At 63.4% G+C, this 20,656-nt stretch carries 14 protein-coding genes; 10 read left to right on the forward strand and 4 right to left on the reverse strand.

Annotated features, from left to right (window positions below; all coding sequences use genetic code 11):
• The first annotated feature begins 23 nt into the window (after nucleotides 1-23).
• The 9 genes from BLR66_RS06725 to BLR66_RS06765 all read left to right on the forward strand — a co-directional run bounded on the left by BLR66_RS06725 (nucleotide 24) and on the right by BLR66_RS06765 (nucleotide 10,866).
• On the forward strand, nucleotides 24-572 hold the full coding sequence (locus BLR66_RS06725) for a hypothetical protein (RefSeq protein WP_255402384.1): 549 nt from the start codon (nucleotides 24-26) through the stop codon (nucleotides 570-572).
• 194 nt (nucleotides 573-766) lie between these two features.
• Nucleotides 767-1,639 (forward strand): HlyC/CorC family transporter, encoded by an 873-nt coding sequence (locus tag BLR66_RS06730; protein WP_093281840.1) that lies wholly within the window; start codon nucleotides 767-769, stop codon nucleotides 1,637-1,639.
• A gap of 37 nt (nucleotides 1,640-1,676) precedes the next feature.
• Entirely contained in the window at nucleotides 1,677-2,816 is a 1,140-nt protein-coding gene (locus tag BLR66_RS06735) for a lipoprotein N-acyltransferase Lnb domain-containing protein (protein ID WP_255402385.1), read from the forward strand.
• Between the two features lie 48 nt (nucleotides 2,817-2,864).
• The gene (locus BLR66_RS06740; RefSeq protein WP_176943783.1) at nucleotides 2,865-4,919 is read left to right on the forward strand and encodes a glycoside hydrolase family 97 protein; all 2,055 of its coding nucleotides are present in this window, start codon (nucleotides 2,865-2,867) and stop codon (nucleotides 4,917-4,919) included.
• A gap of 117 nt (nucleotides 4,920-5,036) precedes the next feature.
• Complete coding sequence (gene corA / locus BLR66_RS06745) at nucleotides 5,037-6,038, forward strand: magnesium/cobalt transporter CorA (RefSeq protein WP_093281848.1); 1,002 nt, start codon at nucleotides 5,037-5,039, stop codon at nucleotides 6,036-6,038.
• A gap of 235 nt (nucleotides 6,039-6,273) precedes the next feature.
• On the forward strand, nucleotides 6,274-8,343 hold the full coding sequence (locus tag BLR66_RS06750) for a carbon starvation CstA family protein (protein WP_093281851.1): 2,070 nt from the start codon (nucleotides 6,274-6,276) through the stop codon (nucleotides 8,341-8,343).
• A 42-nt stretch (nucleotides 8,344-8,385) separates the two neighbouring features.
• Entirely contained in the window at nucleotides 8,386-8,610 is a 225-nt protein-coding gene (locus BLR66_RS06755; RefSeq protein WP_093281855.1) for a YbdD/YjiX family protein, read from the forward strand.
• A gap of 195 nt (nucleotides 8,611-8,805) precedes the next feature.
• A complete protein-coding gene (locus BLR66_RS06760; protein ID WP_093281859.1) occupies nucleotides 8,806-9,564 on the forward strand; it encodes an ankyrin repeat domain-containing protein in 759 nt (252 codons plus the stop codon).
• 93 nt (nucleotides 9,565-9,657) lie between these two features.
• Nucleotides 9,658-10,866, forward strand: coding sequence for a Tle-like phospholipase domain-containing protein (locus BLR66_RS06765; RefSeq protein ID WP_093281862.1), 1,209 nt, complete (start codon nucleotides 9,658-9,660; stop codon nucleotides 10,864-10,866).
• 265 nt (nucleotides 10,867-11,131) lie between these two features.
• On the opposite strand, the gene BLR66_RS06770 is transcribed toward BLR66_RS06765, so the two are convergent.
• The 3 genes from BLR66_RS06770 to BLR66_RS06780 all read right to left on the reverse strand — a co-directional run bounded on the left by BLR66_RS06770 (nucleotide 11,132) and on the right by BLR66_RS06780 (nucleotide 16,593).
• Nucleotides 11,132-12,391: a DUF819 family protein gene (locus tag BLR66_RS06770; RefSeq protein WP_093281867.1), complete on the reverse strand. Its 1,260-nt coding sequence runs from the start codon at nucleotides 12,389-12,391 to the stop codon at nucleotides 11,132-11,134.
• 71 nt (nucleotides 12,392-12,462) lie between these two features.
• Nucleotides 12,463-14,544, reverse strand: a complete 2,082-nt coding sequence (locus tag BLR66_RS06775; RefSeq protein ID WP_093281871.1) for an alpha/beta hydrolase family protein — start codon at nucleotides 14,542-14,544, stop codon at nucleotides 12,463-12,465.
• Between the two features lie 93 nt (nucleotides 14,545-14,637).
• On the reverse strand, nucleotides 14,638-16,593 hold the full coding sequence (locus BLR66_RS06780; RefSeq protein ID WP_093281875.1) for an OPT family oligopeptide transporter: 1,956 nt from the start codon (nucleotides 16,591-16,593) through the stop codon (nucleotides 14,638-14,640).
• A gap of 113 nt (nucleotides 16,594-16,706) precedes the next feature.
• Here BLR66_RS06780 and BLR66_RS06785 point away from each other — a divergent pair, with 113 nt between their 5' ends.
• The gene (locus BLR66_RS06785) at nucleotides 16,707-18,521 is read left to right on the forward strand and encodes a peptide MFS transporter (RefSeq protein ID WP_093281880.1); all 1,815 of its coding nucleotides are present in this window, start codon (nucleotides 16,707-16,709) and stop codon (nucleotides 18,519-18,521) included.
• A gap of 70 nt (nucleotides 18,522-18,591) precedes the next feature.
• Here the strand turns inward: BLR66_RS06785 and BLR66_RS06790 are convergent, their stop codons facing one another.
• A complete protein-coding gene (locus tag BLR66_RS06790) occupies nucleotides 18,592-20,559 on the reverse strand; it encodes an alpha/beta hydrolase family protein (protein WP_093281884.1) in 1,968 nt (655 codons plus the stop codon).
• Between the last annotated feature and the right edge of the window lie 97 nt (nucleotides 20,560-20,656).

The following is a 20,656-nucleotide window of genomic DNA, read 5'->3' on the forward strand; positions in this document are numbered from 1 at the left end:
GTTTGTTGTTTTCCCTGGCGCTGATGCTGCCGCTACCGCTGCTGGCCCAGGTCGCAGGCAGCGAAGAAAAACTGGACGCCTCCCGCATGGATCTCGCCGCACTGATCGAATGCAGGCAGACCCTGGCCGACTTCCATTATCTGGCGCCGGCACTGGCCGACCCGCTACAAGCCGTGGCGCTGGGTTGGCGGCCTCTGCCACAGGCCAATCTGTTCATGACCGAATTCGTGTTGAACAAGCCGGTCAGCGTGTTCGGCCACAGTACCGACCACATCGCCTTCGCCGGCGACAGCATCATCGCCCTGTTGGACCTGCCGGATCCGCGTCCGCTGGCCAAGCAGCTGGAGCTGGAAACCGCCATCGATACGCCCGCCAAGGCCATGTTCGGCAAGGAAGTGAGCAGCACCGAAGAACACGACCAGGCCACCGGCACGGTCTACATCAAATCGGCGGTTCTCAACGTCTCCAACGTCGCCTCGCACCCGGGCAAGACCCTGGTGGGCTGCAGCTACAGCCTTGATCGAGCGGAAGATCCGGAGCCCATGCCTGCAGCGGACACCATAGTCCCCTGACAATACCGGGAAGCCCGTGGGAGCGCCGTCCCGGCGCGAGCTTTTCGCCATGGATTCAAAAGCAAAGCTCGCGCCGGGACGGCGCTCCCACGGGCGCTTCCACAGACGCTCTCCCGGCTGGGCATGAAAACCTGTCCCTGTCATCCTGATAGACTGCCGCCGTCGCCCTTTCCAGGGCTGCCTGCTACCCACCAATGTCAGAAGACGACAGTATTCCCGCGCCGGAAGCCTCCGAAAAACCGGAGAAACGGCGCTCCTGGCTGGACCGCATCAGTTCTGCGTTCTCCGGCGAACCCTCCTCACGCGACGACCTGGTCGCGCTGCTGCGCGATGCGCAGAGCGACGGGCTGATCGCCAGCGACACCCTGCGCATGATGGAAGGCGCCATTGCGGTGGCCGATCTGACCGTCGGCGACGTCATGGTTTCGCGCTCGCAGATGGTGTCCTTACCCATCGCCTCCCGGTTCCTCGACCTGATGAAGGAAGTGGTGGAATCCGGGCATTCGCGATTCCCCGTGCACGGCGAGAACAAGGACGAGATCCTGGGCATCCTGCTGGCCAAGGATCTGCTGCGCGGCGTGGTGGCCGATAACGGCCCCGGCAACGTGCGCGAGCTGCTGCGCCCTGCGGTGCTGATTCCCGAATCCAAGAAACTCAACCTGCTGTTGAAGGAGTTCCGCCTGTCGCGCAACCATATGGCAATCGTGGTGGACGAATACGGCGGCGTCGCCGGTCTGGTGACGATCGAGGACGTGCTGGAACAGATCGTCGGCGAGATCGACGACGAGCACGACGATGCCGAAGAAGGCGCCGACCAGATCGCCGCCCATGCCGATGGCCGCTACGTGGTCGATGCGCTGACCCCGATTTCCGATTTCAACGAACGCTTCGGCGCCGATTTTCCCGACGACGAATACGACACCGTCGGCGGCCTGGTCACCGCGGCCATCGGCCATTTGCCGGATACCGACGAGGAACTGACCTTGGGGCGTTTCGAATTCCGCGTGGCCAAGGCCGATGCGCGCCGGGTGCATGCGTTCCATGTCGGTGTGCTTTCCGATAGCTAGGATGTTCGCCCGCTTCGTTCTGCTATGCCTGCTGTCGATGCTGGCGGCTTCGGCATGGGCTGCTGCCCCCCGCATCGGCGTAATGACCATGCAGCCCGGCGAAATCTTCTTCGAGCGCTTCGGCCACGACGCCATCGTAGTGCTGGATACGCGGACGGGCGAAGCGACCTCGTACAACTTCGGTTTCTTCGACATGAGCGAGCCGGATTTCGTCGGCCGCTTCGCCCATGGCGACATGCGGTACTACCTGGTCGCCCTGCCGCTGCAGCAGGACCTGTCCTACTACCGCGAAGTCGGACGCGGAGTGAAGCTGCAATGGCTGGACCTGACTCCGGAACAGGCGCAATCGCTGGCCGACACGCTGGCCGAGCGGGCCAAGCCCGAGAACGCGCGCTACCGCTACGATTATTTCGTTTCCAATTGTTCCACCCAGGTCCGCGACGCGCTGGACAAGGCCATGGGCGGCGCGCTGAAACCGCAGATGGTGGGACGTTCGCGCGGCAATACCTTCCGCAGCGAAGCGGTGCGGCTGGTCTCGCCGGTGCCGTGGATGTGGCTGGGCTTCGACATCGGCCTGGGGCCCTACGCTGACGTGCCGATGTCGCGTTGGGAAGAAGCCTATGTGCCCATGCGCCTGGCCGACAGCCTGCGTGAGGCGAAGAATGCCGCCGGGCGGCCCTTGGTGCAGAGCGAACAGGTGCTGCTGCCGCATCGCATCGCACCGGAACCGCCCGAGCGGCCGCGCCGCTGGTGGCCCTGGCTGCTGATAGGCCTGTGCGCGGCCGCCGCCATTGTGCTGGTCGCACCGCGCAAGCCGCGTCTGATCGCCGCGCTCGCCTTGCCGTTGTGGCTGGTGTGCGGAATCGTCGGCGCGGTGCTGGTATTCCTGTGGGGCTTCACCGAGCACCAGGCTGCGTGGGCGAACCGCAACCTGTTGCTGTTCAATCCGCTGTGCCTGCTGTTGCTGGTCGGTGCGATTCCGCTGTTGCGCAAACGCGCGCCTGCGGCGTGGTTCCGCTGGCTGCTGGCGATCGTCGCCGGCCTTGCCGCCATCGCGTGGATCCTGCATTGGTTGCCGCTGGCGTTGCAGTACAACCAGAGCTGGGTGGCGCTGCTGCTGCCGGTGCATGCGGCTCTTGCATACGTATTCTTCCCGCAACGCAGCTTGTTGCGCTGACGTGGCTGGCGCAGGATGCGGCCTGTTGTCCGCCATCCGGAAGCCCGCATGCTCCTTCGCCTGTTCGCAATGACCACGCTCCTCGCCGCCTCCGCCATCGTCAGCGCGCAAGTCACCACGCCGCCACCGGCTGCGGCGCTGCCCAAGGTGGGCATCGCATCGCCCGACGGCAACCTGTCGGTGGAAGTGACCACCGACAAGGACGGACGCCCCAGCTATTCCGTGCTGCGCGAAGGCAAGGCGGTGGTTTCCCCGTCGCGGCTGGGGTTCATCTTCCTGGACTCGCCCAAGTTCGAACGCAACCTCGCAATCGCCGCGCACAAGACCAGCAGCTTCGATGAAACCTGGGAACAACCTTGGGGCGAGCGCCGCAGCATCCGCAACCACTACAACGAACTGCGCGTGACCCTGACCGAGAAGGTCGCGCCCAAGCGCAGTTTCGACGTGCTGTTCCGGGTTTACGACGACGGACTGGGCTTCCGTTACGAATTGCCCGACCAGCCCGCACTGAAACAAGTACGGATCGGCGAGGAACTGACCGAATTCAACATCGCCGAAAACGCCACCGCCTGGTGGATTCCCGCAGGCGAGTGGAACCGCGAGGAATACCTGTACCACCGCACTCCGCTGCAGGAAGTCGGCCAGGCGCAGACGCCCATCACCCTGCGCACCGACAACGGCCTGCACATCTCCATCCATGAAGCGGCGCTGGTGGACTATTCGGGCATGAACCTGACCCGGGTGGAGAACCGCAAGCTGCGCGCCACGCTCACTGACGGCATCGGCGACGGCAAGGTGGTGCGCACCGCGCCGTTCAACACGCCGTGGCGCACCGTGCAACTGTCCGACGACGCCGGCGGTCTGGTGACTTCGAGCCTCATCCTCAACCTTAACGAGCCCAACAAGCTCGGCGACGTTTCCTGGATCCAGCCGATGAAATACGTGGGCGTGTGGTGGGAAATGCATCTGGACAAGAAGACCTGGGCCTCCGGTCCCAAGCACGGCGCCAACAACGAGAACGTGATGAAGCACATCGACTTCGCGGCCAAGCACCACCTGGGCGGCGTGCTGGTCGAGGGCTGGAACGTGGGCTGGGACGGCGACTGGTTCGGCAACGGCGAGGATTTCAGCTTCACCCAGCCGTATCCGGATTTCGATATCGAAAAACTGGCCGCCTACGCCAAATCCAAGAACGTTCGCCTGATCGGCCACCACGAAACCTCGGGCAACGCGGCCCATTACGAATCGCAGATGGGCGCGGGTTTCGATCTGTACCAGCGTTTGGGCATCGATGCGGTCAAGACCGGCTACGTCGCAGACGCCGGTCAGGCCAAGGTCATCGGCGCCGACGGCAAACTGCATTACGCCTGGCACGAAGGCCAGGACATGGCGCGGCATCACCTGAAGGTTGTGACCGAAGCGGCCAAGCGCCATATCGCCGTCAATGCGCACGAACCCATCAAGGACACCGGCCTGCGCCGCACCTATCCCAACTGGATCTCCCGCGAAGGCGCACGCGGCATGGAGTTCAGCGCCTGGGGCGAACCCGGCAATCCGCCCGAGCACGAAGCCAACCTGGTGTTCACCCGCCTGCTGGCCGGCCCCATGGACTACACGCCGGGTATCTTCGGCATGAAGACGCGCGCGCCCGATGGCGTCGCTACCACCTGGGCCAAGCAATTGGCGCTCTACGTGGTGATCTACAGCCCCATCCAGATGGCCGCGGATCTGCTGGAGAACTACGAAGCCAATCCCAAGCCGTTCAAGTTCATCGAAGACGTGCCGGTGGACTGGGACGACACGCGCGTGCTGAACGGCGAGGTCGGCGACTACGTGACCATCGTGCGCAAGGACCGCAATTCTGACAATTGGTACCTGGGCGCCATATCCGATGAGGAAGGTCGCGAACTGAAGGCCCCGCTTTCGTTTCTGGACACAGGCCGCAAATACACCGCGCAGATCTACCGCGACGGCGAGAACGCGGATTGGAAGCGCGCGCCGCAGGACATCGTGATCGAGGAACGCGCCGTCACCAGTGCCGATACGCTGACCTTGCGGCTGGCCCCAGGTGGTGGGCAGGCGATCCGCTTCGTCGCCCAGTAGTCATGCGTGCGGTAGGAGCGACGTGAGTCGCGAAGGACGTTCCTGGAACGCTTCATCGCGGCTCACGTCGCTCCTACGCGCTTGCCGCGCCGCTCTGGGTGGCGCACGATTCGCACCATGAATGACATCAACAAGCCCTCCTTGCCCTCTTGCGTCATCAACTGCGTCGTCTACGACAAGGACGGCAAGCGTCACGACATCACCCTGGATGCGATCAGCGACGCGTTGGCCCAGGACGACGGCAGTTTCGTCTGGGTAGGCCTGTACGAGCCTGCCGACGTCATCCTGGAGAAGCTGCAGGAAGAATTCTGCCTGCACGACCTGGCCGTGGAAGACGCGCAGCATGCGCACCAGCGCCCCAAGCTGGAGGCTTACGGCAACTCCATGTTCGCCGTTACCCACACCGCACAGGTAGTGGATGAAAAGATCGTCTACGGCGAGACGCACATCTTCATCGGCCCGCGCTACCTGGTCACCGTGCGCCATGGCGCGTCGCTTTCCTACGCGCCGGTGCGCGAGCGCGTCGAACGCGAACCCGAGCTGCTGGTGCTGGGTCCCTCGTACGGCCTGTATGCGGTGATGGATTTCATCGTCGACAACTACCGCCCCATCATCGACGAGTTCCGCGACACCGCAGAATCGCTGGAACAGGCGATCTTCGCTGATACTTATAGCCGCGACACCGTGGTGCGGCTGTACGAACTGAAACGCGAGCTCAGCAAGATGCGGCTGGCGGTCGGCCCATTGCAGGACGTGCTGGCGCAGCTCAGCCGTACCCAGAGCGCTCTGATTCCCGAAGAAGTCAGGCTCTACTTCCGCGACGTCTACGACCATGCCTTGCGCGTCAACGAGTCGCTGGACACCTTGCGCGAGATGCTGACCACCGCGCTGAGCGTGAATCTGTCGCTGGTCACGCTGGGCCAGGGCGAAGTGGTGAAGCGCCTGGGCGCGTGGGCGGCGCTGCTGGCGGCGCCGACCTTGGTAGCGAGCTGGTACGGAATGAATTTCACCCACATGCCCGAACTCGATGACACCTACGCCTATCCGGTGTTGATCGGCGGAGTCGCGGTAATCTGCGGCGGCCTGTACTGGCTGTTCAAGCGCGCCAAATGGCTGTGATTCCCATCGGCGTTGTAGGAGCGGGCCCTGCCCGCGACAAGCTCTACCGATAAAGCCTGTCGCGGGCAGGGCGCGCTCCTACAGCGACCTGCATTCCGGCACGACATCGGTTGACGCGTTGCACAATCTTGCGACGCGCGCATTAAGACCAAAGTCGCAGGCTGAATCCGCAGTTACGCATTGACCCCTTCCCCGCATGGGAGGACCCTACCCCGAAGTTCACGGAGGGGTTCGCATGAAGGGTTTCTCGAAACTGGCCTGGGGTGCACTGGCGCTGCTTGGCGCATTCTGTCTGGGCACCATCGCCCTGCGCCGCGGCGAGCAGATCAATGCACTGTGGATAGTAGTAGCGGCGGTTTCCATCTACCTGGTCGCCTATCGCTACTACAGCCTGTTCATCGCCAACAAAGTGATGGGGCTGGATCCCACTCGGGCCACGCCCGCGGTACTGCGCAACGACGGGCTGGATTTCGTACCCACCAATAAACACGTCCTGTTCGGCCACCACTTCGCCGCCATCGCCGGTGCGGGGCCATTGGTCGGACCGGTGCTGGCCGCGCAGATGGGCTACCTGCCCGGCATGCTCTGGCTGATCACCGGCGTGGTCCTGGCCGGCGCGGTGCAGGACTTCATGGTGCTGTTCATCTCCAGCCGGCGCGATGCGCGCTCGCTCGGCGATCTGGTGCGCGAGGAAATGGGGAAGATCCCCGGCACCATCGCGCTGTTCGGCGCCTTCCTGATCATGATCATCATCCTGGCGGTGCTGGCGATGATCGTGGTGAAGGCGCTGGCGGAAAGCCCGTGGGGCATGTTCACTGTGATGGCCACCATTCCCATCGCGGTGCTGATGGGCGTCTATATGCGCTACATCCGTCCAGGCAAGATCGGCGAAATCTCCATCGTCGGCATCGCACTGCTGCTGTTCTCGATCTGGTTGGGCGGCAAAGTCGGCGCGCATCCGACCTGGGGCCCGGCGTTCACCTTCACCGGCACGCAGATCACCTGGATGCTGGTCGGCTACGGCTTCGTCGCCGCGGTATTGCCGGTCTGGCTGATCCTGGCGCCGCGCGATTACCTATCCACCTTCCTCAAGATCGGCACCATCATCGCCCTGGCCATCGGCATCGTGATCGTGATGCCGGAATTGAAGATGCCGGCGCTGACCCAGTTCACCGACGGCACCGGTCCGGTGTGGAAAGGCGGCCTGTTCCCGTTCCTCTTCATCACCATCGCCTGCGGCGCGGTTTCTGGCTTCCATGCGCTGATTTCCTCCGGCACTACACCCAAGCTGCTGGCCAGCGAAGGCCACATGCGCTACATCGGCTATGGCGGCATGCTGATGGAATCGTTCGTGGCGATCATGGCTTTGGTGGCCGCCTCGGTGATCGAACCGGGCGTGTATTTCGCCATGAACAGCCCGGCCGCCGCCATCGGCACCGACGCGATTTCCGCCGCTGCCAAGATCAGCGAATGGGGTTTCACCGTGACTCCGGACATGCTGACTGCTACAGCGACGGACATCGGCGAAAAGACCATCCTTTCGCGCGCCGGCGGCGCACCGACGCTGGCCGTGGGTATCGCCCACATCCTGCACAACGTACTGCCGGGCGAGAACACCATGGCGTTCTGGTACCACTTCGCCATCCTGTTTGAAGCGCTGTTCATTCTCACCGCAGTCGATGCCGGCACGCGCGCGGGCCGCTTCATGCTGCAGGACCTGCTGGGCACCTTCCATTCGGGGCTACGCCGCACGGAGTCCTGGGGCGCGAATGTAATAGCCACCGCCGGCTGCGTGGCGTTGTGGGGTTATTTCCTCTACCAGGGCGTGGTCGATCCGTTGGGCGGCATCAACACCTTGTGGCCGCTGTTCGGCATTGCCAACCAGATGCTGGCCGGCATCGCGCTGATGATGTGCACGGTGGTGCTGTTCAAGATGAAGCGCGACCGCTACGCGTGGGTGACCATCCTGCCGGCCGCATGGCTACTGGTCTGCACGGTTACCGCGGGCTTCATCAAGATCTTCGATTCCAATCCTGCGGTCGGTTTCCTTGCGCAGGCCGCGAAATACCGCACCGGCATCGCCGCTGGCGAGATCGTGGCCCCGGCCAAGAGCATCGAGCAGATGCAGCAGATCGCGTTCAACAGCTACATCAACACCGGCTTGACCGCGTTGTTCCTGTTCGTGGTGTTCAGCGTGCTGTTCTACGCAATCGGCGCCGTCCGCAAGGCACGCGCCAATCCGCAACGCAGCGACCGCGAAACGCCGTACGTGGCGGTCGATCCGGCGTTGGCGGCACGGCTGTGAGCGAAGCATGCCGATGAGCGCGCGACCGATAGGAGCACACTGATGGGAACCGAACTGGTTCCCGCCGGCCAGTACCAGGCGCACCGCCGCGTATGGCGGCGCCTGGTGCAGACCGCGCGGCTGTGCTGCGGCGTGCCCGACTACGACAACTACGTGCGCCACATGATGGAAAAGCACCCTGAGCGCGAAGTGATGGACTACAAGACCTTCTTCCGCGAACGGCAGGAAGCGCGCTTTGGCGGCAAGAACGGATTCCGCTGCTGCTGACGTAGCCACAAGTGAGCCGGGTGCAATGCCTGGCTCCGGCCCCCCGGATTCACCCAGCCACCCGGGCTCGCATAATCTTTGCGGATAACGAAATCGAAACATCCGTTCTGCAAAAGCGGTGCTAGGATCGGCTCGTCGCATCGGAGCAACACCACATTCAGCGACGCAGACACGCAGCCGGAAAGGAAACCGCAAATGCGCAAGCAGGTCCCCGCCCTGGCGGCACTCGCAACTTCCATCCTGATGGTTTCATGCGCCGCCGATCCGGCCGGTGCAAAGGAGCAAACCAGCATGTCCGCAGCGCTCAGCCCCACCTCCGCCATGCCTTTCCACGACCCTGCGGTCGTGCCGCTGGCCAATGCGGTCGCCGAGGGGGACGTATCCGGTATCCGCACCCTCGCATCGCCGGCCAATTTGACCGCGCGCGGCGATGATCAGGTCACTCTCCTCGAATGGGCGGTCTGGAACCAGAAGCCCGCTTCGCTCTCGGCACTGCTCGAAGCCGGCGCCAACGCCGCCCAGCCGGGCATGGACAGCGAGACCGTGGCGCACATGGCCGCCATGGCCGACGATCCGCAGTATCTGCAGGTGCTGGTCGCACATGGCGCCCCGGTGGACGTGGTCAGCGCCCGTGCCGGCCGGACCCCGATCTTCCGCGCGGTGCAGAGCCGCCGCGGCGCGCAGTTCGACCTGCTGGTGAAAGCCGGCGCCGATCTCCACCGCACCGACTCGATGGGCAACTCGCTGCTGCACGTGGCCGCACAGGTCAACGATGCCGGGCGCGTGCTGCAGCTGTTGCAACTGGGCGTGGACCCCAATGCCACCGACAGTCGCGGCAACACCTTCCAGGCTGCGTTGTTCTCCGGTTCGGACGCGCGCCTCAACGCCGAAGGCAGGCAATCGCGACAGAAGGTGCGCGACTGGCTCGCGGCCAACGGCATCGCCACGCAGTAACCCACTGGAACGCGCGGCGCCGGCAAGCGTCGCCAACTCCATACGCCAAGGCACGCACACGCAAAGGAATCGCGCATGAATGTTTCCACAGGGATGCCCGCTACCTCGACTCCAACCGGCAATGGTTTTGCGAACGATGTGGCGGGGCAGCAGCCGCACGCGGTGGATCGCGAGTTGTCGACGCTGATCCAGGACAACTATGCCGTCGCCGACGCACGCCGCGGCGAGTCGTCGTCCGCACCGGTCCTGCCTGGGACCTGGCAACGCATGGACGATGCCGCAGTGCGCGCCGCAGGCATCGACCCCAGCCTGCTGCACGACGGCAAGAGCGGCTTCGACGCCTCGCTGTACCGGGATGCCAGCGGAGCCGTGGTGGTGGCCTACGCCGGTACCGACGAAGGCAAAGACTGGCGCCACAACTTCCGCCAGGGCCTTGGATTCGAGGACGCGCAGTACGACCAGGCCATCGCCCTGGCGCGACAGGCCAAACAGGCCTTCGGCAACAACGTGGTCCTGACCGGGCAATCGCTCGGCGGCGGCCTGGCGGCCGCGGCGAGCATGGTCGGCGAAGTCCCCGCGGTCACCTTCAACGCCGCCGGCGTGCACGACAAGACCCTGGAACGCTACGGTTTCGACGCCGACGTGCTCAAACAGGAAGCCGAGCAGGGCCTGATCCGCAGCTACCGCGTCAAGAACGAACTGCTCACTCATCTGCAGGAAGACAGCATCCCGCTGAAATGGGCGATGCCGGACGCGCCGGGGCACAAGATCGAACTGCCGGATCCCGATCCTCTGACCTTCTTCGAGCGCCTGGTGCCCGGCAAGATGCTGCTGCACCGCCTGGACCTGCACTACATCGAAGCGGTCATGGAAGCGCAGGACCTGGCGCAACTGCAGGTGCGCCAGCGTAACCCCGGCGCCGGGCCCGATACCATCGGCGACGCCAGCAGCACCTCCAACCGGCTGCTCAGGAATGCGGTCGATGGTCTGTCCGGGCAACGCCAGCAGTTGGGCCTTTCCGAAGACGAGCGTTTCTTCAATGTCGCGGCCAGCACTGCGGCGCGCGCTGGCTCGGACGGTTTGAAGCGGATCGACCACGTGCTGGCTTCCGAGCGCGGCGACAACCTGTTCTCGGTACAGGGCGCAGTGCACGACCCCGCTCACCAGCGCAGCCGTATCGATGTGGAACAGGCCAGCCAAATTCCCGCGCGGCTCAGCGCAGCGCAACTACGCGAGCAGGATCAGCAGCAAAGCCAGACTCAGCAAGTGGAGCAACGCCAACAGCGTGCAGTCCAGCTCTAAGGAATCCGATCTCTAAATAGGGAATCTCTGAATTAAGTAATCCCGTTCGTGGTGAGCCTGTCGGGAATCCGTTCGTGGTGAGCCTGTCGAACCACGCTCTTGGCGAGAAATTTCAGTAATAGCAAGCCGGCCTTCCCTCGAAAAGCGTGGTTCGACAGGCTCACCACGAACGGTTTATAGGACAAGTTCACCATGAACGGAATCCACAGTGTCTTTGACATTGATGCAGACTGGTTCGAAGTTCCTTAGAAGCTCAGGCTCAGGCTCAAGCCCCGGCCATCGCCTTCAACGTGATGCCGACGATATAGGCCAACACCGTACCGGTCGCATAACCCAGCGCGCCGAGCAAAGCGCCCACCGGCGCAAGCGACGGATGGAACACCGACGCCACCACCGGCGCCGATGCGGGTCCGCCGATATTGCTCTGCGAGCCCATCGCGAAATAGAAGAACGGCACCTTCAACGCCCTGCCCAGCAGCCACAGCAAAACGATGTGCACGGAAATCCAGATCAGGCCCAGCGCGAACAGCCACGGCCGGTCGGCCAGCGCCTTGATGTCCATCTGCATGCCGATGCAGGCGATGAGGATGTACAGCAGCAATGCGCCGATCTTGGAAGCTCCGGCGCCGTCCAGCGTGCGCGCACGGGTGAAGCTCAATCCCAAGCCGACCAGCGTGGACAGCACCACCACCCATACGAACGGTTCGTGCAGGCTGACCTGCCGCGCCCACGAGACGTTGGCGCCGAACCAGGCCGATGCCGGACCCGCCACCGCATGGGCCAGGCCGACCGCGCCGAAGGCGATGCCCAGGATCACCATGAGATCCGACAGCGAGGCCACGCGCTCGTGCTGTTGCTGGTAGCTGGCCAGACGCTGCTTGAGATCCTCGATGGCCCGCGTGTCGGCGCCGCTGCGTGCATCGATCGCCTCGGCGCGACCGGCCAGGAAGATCAGCACCGCCATCCACACATAACCGACGCCGACATCGACGACCACGAACTGGCCGAAAGTGGTTTCGTCGACCGCGAACACCTCCTTCATCGCCACCATGTTGGCGCCGCCGCCGATCCAGCTGCCGGCCAGCGTGGCCATGCCGGCCCAGGTATCGCCGGCCACCGTTTCCGGATGCAGCAAACCCATCAACCAGAAGGCGAAGAATGCGCCGATCATCACCGTGACCGAGGCGCCTATGTACATCAGCAGCAGTTTCGGCCCCAGCCGCAGCACGCCCTTCAGATCGATGGTGAGGGTCAGCAGCACCAGCGCCGCAGGCAGCAGCACGCGGCTGGCGATGGGGTTGTACAGCTTGCTGGCGTTGCCGTCGATCAGGCCCACGCTGTTGTAGATGCCGGGAATGAAATAGCAGAGCAGCAACGCCGGCACGTAGGTGTAGAACTTCTTCCACATGCCGGTCTCGCGCGAGGCCGTCCAGAACACCGCACCCAGCGTGCCTGCGATCAGACCGAACAGCACGATATCGTTGGTGATCAGCGCGGTGGAAGGCGCTGCGGTTTCGATGGCCATCGGATCCGACTCTCCTGACGCGATGCGAACCCGCGCCGCCGGCGAAGCCGGAAGCGCGGGTCTGCGGTGGATTAGGGGGTCAGGTGCTGCTTGAGCCAGCCATTGACCGTGTCATGCCACAGCACGCTGTTCTGCGGCTTGAGCACCCAATGGTTTTCATCGGGGAAGTACAGCAACTTGGATTCGATGCCCTTGCGCTGCAAAGCGGTGAACGCGGACAGACCCTGGTCGAGAGGCACGCGGTAGTCTTTCTCGCCCTGCACCACCAGCGTGGGCACGCGCCATTCGGCGATATGGTTGACCGGGTTGAACTTCTCGTAGTTCCTGGGTTTTTCATACGGCGTTCCGCCGTTCTCCCACTCGCTGAACCACAGCTCCTCGGTCACGTAACCCATCGAGCGCGTGTCGAATACGCCGTCGTGGTTCACCAGGCATTTCCATGCCCCGGAAGCGGGCGTATGCCAGTTGCCGGCGATCCAGTTGATCATGTAGCCGCCGTAGCTCGCGCCGAGCGCGCAGGCGTTGGCGCCATCGAGGAAAGCGTATTCCTTCTGCGCCGCCGCCCAGCCCTTCTGCAGGTCTTCCAGCGGCTTGCCGCCCCAGTCCTGGCTGATGGCATCGGTGAAGGCCTGGCCATAACCGGTGGAGCCGTGGAAATCGATCATCACCACGGCATAGCCCTGCCCCGCGTAGGTCTGCGGGTTCCAGCGGTAACTCCAGCCGTTGCCGAAACTGCCCTGCGGGCCGCCATGGATCAGGAACGCGACCGGGTATTTCTTCCCTTCCACGTAGTTCCATGGCTTGACCACGTAACCGTGCACGGTATCGCCGCCGGCACCCTTGAAGTCGAACTGCTCGAAATCGCCGAAAGCCACGTCCTTGAGCCGCTCTTGCGTGCTCTGTGTGATCGCGCGCAACGGAGCGCCCGCTGCAGTGGTGGTGGTGAACAACTGATCGCCGGTCTTGAGCGTATTGCGCGTGAACGCCAAGGTCTGGCCCGCGACCTGGAAGTCGCCGATGGTGCCGTCGCCGACGATCTGCTCCGTCTTGCCGGTGGCGATCTCGACGGCGAACAAAGGATGCTGACCGGTGTCCTGCGCGGTGGTGAAGATGGTGCCGCCATCCTGCGACAATACGATGTTGTCGGCGGAACGGTCCCAATGCGCGGCGATTTCGCGGACCTGCCCGCTGCCCACGTCCATGCTCATCAGCGCGAAGCGGTCGGCCTCGAAGCCGGGACGTTTCATCGCGCGATAAAACAGCGTCTTGCCGTCGGCGCTGAATACCGGGCCCGCATCCCAGGCCTTGTTGGCCGCGGTCAGGTTGACCGGCGCGCCGGTACCGTCGGCATTCATGCGGTAGAGGTCGAAGTTGGTGGACCAGGCTTCGGATTTTCCGGCCACGCGGATGCCGGCCACCAGTGTTTTCCCGTCGGGCGACCAGGTGTACTCGCTGGCGTCGCCGAAAGGCTTGGAAGGCGCATCGCCATCCAGCGAATCGGTCAACGCGGTGGCGGCAGTGGCCGCCTTGGCCTTGCCCACGGGCAAATCGCTTACGAACAGCCGGCTACGGCGGCCATCGCTCCAGGTGTCCCAATGGCGCACGAACAGCTCTTCATAAATTACGCCGGTGCTTTTCTTGGCCTTGGTGTCGTCGAGCTTCTTCTGCGTGCAGGCGAAGTCGGCCTTGCAGTCGGCGAAAGTATCCGCGCTGAACGCGACGCGAGTGCCATCCGGCGACAACTTGTAGCTGCCGATGTCCAATGCGAAAGCGGTGAGCTGTTTCGGCGTGCCGCCACCGGAGGCGATTGAATACAGCTGCTGGGTGCCGGATTTCCCGCTGAGGAAATACACGGTTTTGCCGTCGGGCGAGAACGAAGGCGAGTTCACGTTCCAGCCTTCCGGGGTCAAGCGCTTGGGCGGCGCCATGTCGCGGGTCAGCAGGTTGCGCACCCACAGCCCTGTCGTGGCCTTGACGACTTCCTTGTCCATCTGCCGCTGGGCGAAAACGACCACCGCGCCGTCGGGCGACAGCACGGGCGAGGACACGCGGTCCAGCGCCACCATGTCGCGCACGTCGAATCCGCGCGTAGCGGCCATGGCCGGCAATGCGGCCAGCAGGCAAAGGGGCAACAGGGCGGTTCGCAGCTTCATCCGGGGCTCCAGCAACAGGAAAACCCCGATGTTAGGCCGTAATGCCGGCCATGCGCAAAGGCATGAAGTCATGCCTTTGCGCATCCTAAGGCGCTATTTCACCGGCGATTCGTGTTGCGGACGCGATTTGCTGCCGCTGCGATAAAGCAGCCAGCCCACCACAGCAAGCACCACCAGCCCGATCCACTGGTTGAAACGCCAGGCTTCCGGCAAAGCCAGTACATCCGCGCTTCCCGAAACCACGATCGGAACCGCTATCGCGATGCCCATCAACGCTTCGCCGGTGATCAGGCCCGCGGAGAACAATGTGCCCGGACGATGGATGCGGTCCTTCTCTTCTTCATTGTCATCGTCGACCTTGTGCTTGCGCTGCACGAAGTGCGAGAGCAGGCCGCCAAGGAAAATGGGCACCATCAATTCCAGCGGCAGATAGATGCCGATGGCCGCGGCCAGCACGGGCACGCGGAATTTCGCGCTGCGCGATTTCAGCCATTCGTCGAGCGCGATGATGAGCGCGCCGATGCCGGCGCCGATGGCGATCATGCCCCACGGCAACACGCCACCAAACATGCCTTTGGCCACGGACGCCATCAGGGTAGCCTGCGGTGCGGAGAGCGAATTGGGATGTTCCGGAGTCGGCGCACCGATGCCATAGGCGGCGGCCAGCAAGTTCAGCACCGGCGCCATGATCAATGCGCACGAGAAAGCGCCGATGGCCAGCATCAACTGCTGTTTCCACGGCGTGGCACCGACGATGTAGCCGGCCTTCAGATCCTGCAGATTGTCGCCGCCCACCGCCGCAGCGCAGCACACCACCGCGCCAATCATGATCGCAGCCACCGCGCCGATCGGCGAATTCCGCCCCAGCAGGAACACCAGAACCACCGACGCGAACAGGATGGTGGCGATGGTGATGCCGGAAACCGGATTGTTGGAAGAACCGACCAGGCCGGCCAGATAAGCCGACACCGAGACGAACAGGAAGCCTGCCACGATCATGATGATGGTCATCGGAATGCTGACCGTCCACTGCCCCACGATGGCCTGGTACAGCAGCGCCAACGGAACCACGAATACCACCAACGCGATCAGCATCCATTTCATCGGCAGATCGCGGTCGGTTTCGGCCACCGCTTCGCCCTTGGCCTTGCGCGCGGCGGCGAACCCGCTGCGGATGCCGGACGCCAGCGACTTGCGCAACGAGAATAGCGTCCACATGCCACCGATGAGCATGGTGCCCACGCCCAGATAGCGGACCTTGTTGGACCAGATGGCGAAGGCCGTGTCGACCGCGCCGGCGCCGGCTATCTGTGTCGCCAGGGCCGGATCGTTGTTGAGGAAGAAGGCATTGTAGATCGGTATGGCGATGTGCCAGGAAAGCACCGCACCCGACAGCACGACGATGCCGATGTTCAGGCCGACGATGTAGCCCACGCCCAGCAATGCGGGCGAAAGATTGGTGCCCAGGTAGGCCAGTACTTTGTTGTTGACGAAGAAGCCCGCCTGCGCCCAGCTGTCGGGGATCATGCGCAGGCCGCTGGCGGCGGCCAGCTTCACCAGCGCGCCGATAGCTGCCGACATGGCCAGGATCTTCAAACCCGGACCGGGATTCTCGCCGGCCTTCAGCACTTCGGCAGCCGCCTTCCCTTCCGGGAACGGAAGCGGATCTTCCACGATCATGGTGCGGCGCAGCGGTACCGAGAACAACACGCCCAGCAGGCCGCCCAGGCCGGCGATGGCCAGCACCCACGAATAACGGAAGTCCTGCCAGTAGCCCAGGATGATCAGCGCCGGGATAGTGAAGATGACGCCGGCCGCTATCGACGAACCTGCCGAGGCGCCGGTCTGAACGATGTTGTTCTCCAGAATGGTGCCGCCGCCGAGCAGGCGCAGCACGCCCATCGACACCACCGCAGCGGGGATGGCGGTGGCGATGGTCAGCCCCGCAAACAGGCCAAGATAGGCATTGGCGGCCGACAGGATCATGGCCAATACGACCGCCAGCAGCACGGCACGGAGGGTAAGTTGCGGCGTCTGCGCGCTGTTCATGCGAATCCCTGAGCTTCGAGGAGCCGACAAGCTATAAGGAAGCCACCGGCAAGTCCAGCACAGGGAGCTGGCCAGGCGCGGCTATACTCCGGCTTTCCGCGCGGGGCCTGCCCTTGTCCGCTTCCACCCTGCCAGCCCTCCCGGCGCGCGAGGACTTCCTCGGCCATCCCAAAGGCGTCTACGTCTGCTTCTTCACCGAAATGTGGGAGCGCTTCTCCTTCTACGGCATGAAGGCGCTGCTGTTGCTTTACCTGACCAAATACCACTTGTTCCCGGACAAGGCCGGCTACGACCTGCTGGGCGCCTACGGAGGCCTGGTGTACTGCATCCCGGTGATCGGCGGGCTGATGGCCGACCGCTGGCTGGGCATGCGCAAGGCGGTGGTGTTCGGCGGCCTGCTGCTGGTGCTGGGGCATGCGGGCATGGCCTTCGAGGGCAATGCCGCGGTCAATGTAGGCGGCCAGGTCATGCGCGACGAAAGTTCGCTGCGCTATACCTATCTGTCGCTGGCGCTGATCATCATGGGCGTGGGTTTCCTCAAACCCAACATCTCCACCATCGTCGGCAAGTTGTACGAAGAAAACGATCCGCGCCGCGATTCGGGCTTCTCGCTTTTCTACGCGGGCATCAACCTGGGCGCGCTGTTCGCTTCGCTGGTCTGCGGCTACCTGGGCGAGACGCTGGGCTGGAAGTACGGCTTCGGCGCGGCGGGCATCGGCATGCTGCTGGGCCTGGTGCTGTTCCTGTGGGGACAGAAATACCTGCACGGCCATGCCGAACCGCGCGAGCCCGCCTTGCTGCGCGAACGCGTGCTGGGCCTACCGCGCGAATGGCTGATCTACGCCGCCGCCGTCGCCGGAATATTGCCGATCGCCTGGCTGATGTGGGCATCGGGCAACGGCGCCTTCGCCCTGGGCGGAGAAGTACCGTTGGCGCTGATGCTGATGCTGGTGGTGCTGGCTATCGTGCTGGTCTGGTTCGGCTGGTTCGTCCTTTCCCAGTGCACGCCGGTGCAACGGCAGCAGATGCTCGCGTTGATGGCGATGATCTTCATGTGCCTGGTGTTCTTCACCCTGTACGAGCAGACCTACGGCTCCTGGGTGACCTTCACCGATCGCCTGCTGACCAAGGACATCGCACCTTCGCTGGTCGCGCCTCTGCAGCCTTTCGAATGGACCACGGACTGGGCTACCAACCTCTCGCTGTTCGTGCGGACCGCGCCGTGGTCCACCTATTCCCTGTTGCTGGCGCCGCTCTCGTTCATGCTCGCTGCGCGACTGTCGGACCGCACGCCGGAATCCACCACGCCGCGTCTGCTGTTCATAGCGGTGAGCGCGGTCATGCTGGTCTGCCTGGTGCGCGATTGCGTGGTTCTGCCGCAGACGGCAGGCTCGCTGACCTATCTGGGCGCCTTCTTCCTGGTGGTGCTGGCGCCGGTATTCGCGGCGCTGTGGGCATGGCTGGGCCGGCGCGGGCGCGATCCTTCCAAGCCGTTCAAATCCGCACTGGGCCTGATGTTCGCTGGCCTGTCTTTCATTCCGCTGGCCTGGGCCGCGCAGCAGGTCGGCGAAACCGGCCAGATGGCTAGTGTGTGGTGGCTCGTATTGGCCTACCTGATTCTGGAAATCGGCGAGATGTGCCTGGCGCCGGTCGGACTTTCCGCCGTGACCCAGCTGTCGATGCCGCGGGTGGTCAGCCTGATGATGGGCACGTGGTTTTTGGCGACCGCCTTTTCGGAAACGTTGGCCGCGCAATTCGGCAAGCTTGCCGCGATCGAGATACCCGAAGGCGAAACCATGGATATGGTCGAAGCCGCGGGAAAGTACGCTGACCTGTTCTGGCTGCTGATGTGGGTGGGTCTGGGCTGCGCGGTGGTCGCTTTCCTGCTGGCGCCACTGTTGAAGCGGATGATGCACGGAGTGAAATAATCCAGGCGGTACGCTATCTCTGTATCTCTGCTTGCAGGTGGCGTCGCCACCGGAAGTGGCGACGCTCTTTTTATTCTGTTGCCGTGCTTTGCTTGGCCGCACCGATATGGCGATCCAGGAATGCAAGCAGCTTGCCGTAGTACTCGCGCTGATGCTCGACGGTGTAGAAGCCGTGGCCTTCGGTACGGTAGTAAAGCGTCTCCACAGGCACACCGACCTTTTTCAAGGCGCTCTCCATTTTCTCGCTCTGCGCGATGGGCGCGGTCAGATCCTCGCCGCCGGCCGCCAGGAATACCGGAACCTTGATGCGGTCCGCGATGCGGTTGGGCGACACCGGCGCCAGGCTTTCACCCTTGCCCATCCACTCTGCAGTCCAAGTGCTCGACCGCTTGCTTTCGCGGCTTTCTTGCGCACTAAGCACAACCAGATCGTAGACCCCCACGTAACCTGCCGCGCATTGATACAGCCCTGGCTCCTTGGCCACACCCATCAGCGACGCGTAGGCGCCGTAGCTGGCGCCGTACATGCAGATGCGATTGCGGTCGGCGATGCCCTGTTCGATCGCCCAGCGCGTCGCGTCGGTCAGATCGTCCTGCATGGTCAGGCCCCATTGCAAAGCACCCGATTGACGGAAACTACGGCCGTAGTTTCCCGATCCGCGATAGTTGACCTGAAGCACTGCATAACCTGCCGCCGCCAGTATCTGCGGATCGGTATCGAACCCCCACAGGTCGTAGATACCGAACGGCCCTCCGTGCGGGTAGATCACGAGCGGCAAGCTGCGCTCGCCTTTGCCTTGCGGCAGCGTCAGATACCCACGCATGACTACACCATCGCGCGCCTTCAGCTCGACCGGCTTCACGGCGGCCATCTGTTTGGGGTCGATCCATCTGCGCCGGCTAAGTACATAGGAGGCCTTCTTGGTCTCGGTATCGAACAGATAGAAGCTGCCGGGATCGCGGTCGGAATAGGTGCTAACCAGGGCCGTCTTTCCATCATCGGTGGTTGACGTCACCATTACCGCATCATTCGGAAATGCCGCTTCTAACATTCGGTAGATGCGCGCCTCGGTGCCCTTCGGGTCGAAGAAGCTGGTATGCGGACGCCCATCCATGTACATGACGCCCACCGGCACACGCGAGGGGCCGAACTCGCCGATGATCGTCGTAGGATCGGAGAACTTGTCGCGGAGCAGTTCCTTGCGTTCACCGCTTATGGTGTCGTAGGCCACGATGGAGTCTGGCCCGCTTGCCTGCTCCACCTGCAGATAGGCGATGCGATCGTCGGCGGAGAATCCCACCGGCGACTCGACGCGTCCGCTTGAGTTCTCGTCGTTGACCAGTTTCCAGTCCGCTGTATCGCTTTCGCGATAGTAGAGTTTGCTGGCGTTGTCGTACTCGGCGCCCATGGCGAAACGGACAACGCCTTTATTGTCGATATGGAACGACGCGCCCTTGACCGGCGCGCGCGCAACGATGGTGCGGCGTCCGGTGTAGACATCCATCCGATCCGCGCGGTACCACATCTCGTCTTCGCTATAGGGCGTGACCGTCACGATCACGTTGCGGTCGTCGCCCGGTATGCTGTCTACGTCGATCGCGGCCACGCGTTCGTTGTTCTTGGTCTGGATATGCGTTCCGGCCTGCACGCCCGCTGCGCGGTATCCGACCAGTGCCTCGGGCCCCTTGTCGTCGAAATTGAGAGCCAAGATCTCGCCAGTAGGCTGCGGCTGCTCCAGCATCCCGAACTTCTGCGATACGGTAAGCAGCAAACGCTCCTTGTTGACCCAGAAGAAGCTGGCCACGTGGTTGTTCTTACCCAGCGCGATAGAGGTCATGACCTTCGAATCGGTGCGACGCAGCACCGCAAAGCCGGTACGGTCTTCCAACGGAACCGTGGCAGCAAGGTACTGTCCATCCGGCGATATCTTGATGTCGTTGAACTGGTTTTTCTTTATGTAACTGTCCAGGTCCACCTGCGCACGCGCAGGCGTAACCGCGCCCAAGGCGAGGATCGCCGCAAGTATTGCGTACTTCATTTGCGTGTTGCTCCCTGTCAATCCAACACAGGCCAGAAAGAGGCCTTCCCATGCGCAGCCCCCTGCGCATGACGGATGTTACCCGCCTTGGCGATGG

This window comes from Pseudoxanthomonas sp. CF125 (assembly GCF_900104085.1).
GTDB lineage: Bacteria > Pseudomonadota > Gammaproteobacteria > Xanthomonadales > Xanthomonadaceae > Pseudoxanthomonas_A.